1 pseudogene is annotated in these 516 nt (G+C 61.6%); it reads left to right on the top strand.

The features are described from left to right. Nucleotides 1-516: pseudogene (gene aceE, locus ACFW0B_RS25955) on the top strand (pyruvate dehydrogenase (acetyl-transferring), homodimeric type); the annotation flags it as partial.

Here is a 516-nt window from a genome sequence, read left to right as displayed (position 1 = left end):
GTTCTACCGCGAGGACAAGAAGGGCCAGATCCTCGAGGAAGGCATCAACGAAGCGGGCGCCATGTCCTCCTTCATCGCCGCCGGCACCTCCTACAGCAACCACAACCAGCCGATGCTGCCGTTCTACATCTTCTATTCGATGTTCGGCTTCCAGCGTATCGGTGACCTGGCCTGGGCAGCCGGCGACAGTCGCGCCCGTGGTTTCCTGATCGGCGGCACCTCCGGCCGGACCACCCTCAATGGCGAAGGCCTGCAGCACGAGGACGGTCACAGCCACATCATGGCGGCCACCATCCCGAACTGCCGTACCTACGACCCCACCTTCGGCTACGAGCTGGCGGTGATCATCCGCGAAGGCATTCGCCAGATGATCGAAGAACAGCAGAACATCTTCTACTACATCACCGTGATGAACGAGGCCTACACCCAGCCCGCCCTGCCGGCAGGCGCCGAGGAAGGCATCATCAAGGGCATGTACCTCCTCGAAGAGGACAAGAAGGAAGCCGCACACCACGT

Source organism: Metapseudomonas phytobenefica (assembly GCF_043392685.1).
GTDB lineage: Bacteria > Pseudomonadota > Gammaproteobacteria > Pseudomonadales > Pseudomonadaceae > Metapseudomonas.
The sequence above is the reverse complement of the archived record's forward strand: the minus strand, read 5'-3'. Positions and strand labels throughout refer to the sequence as shown.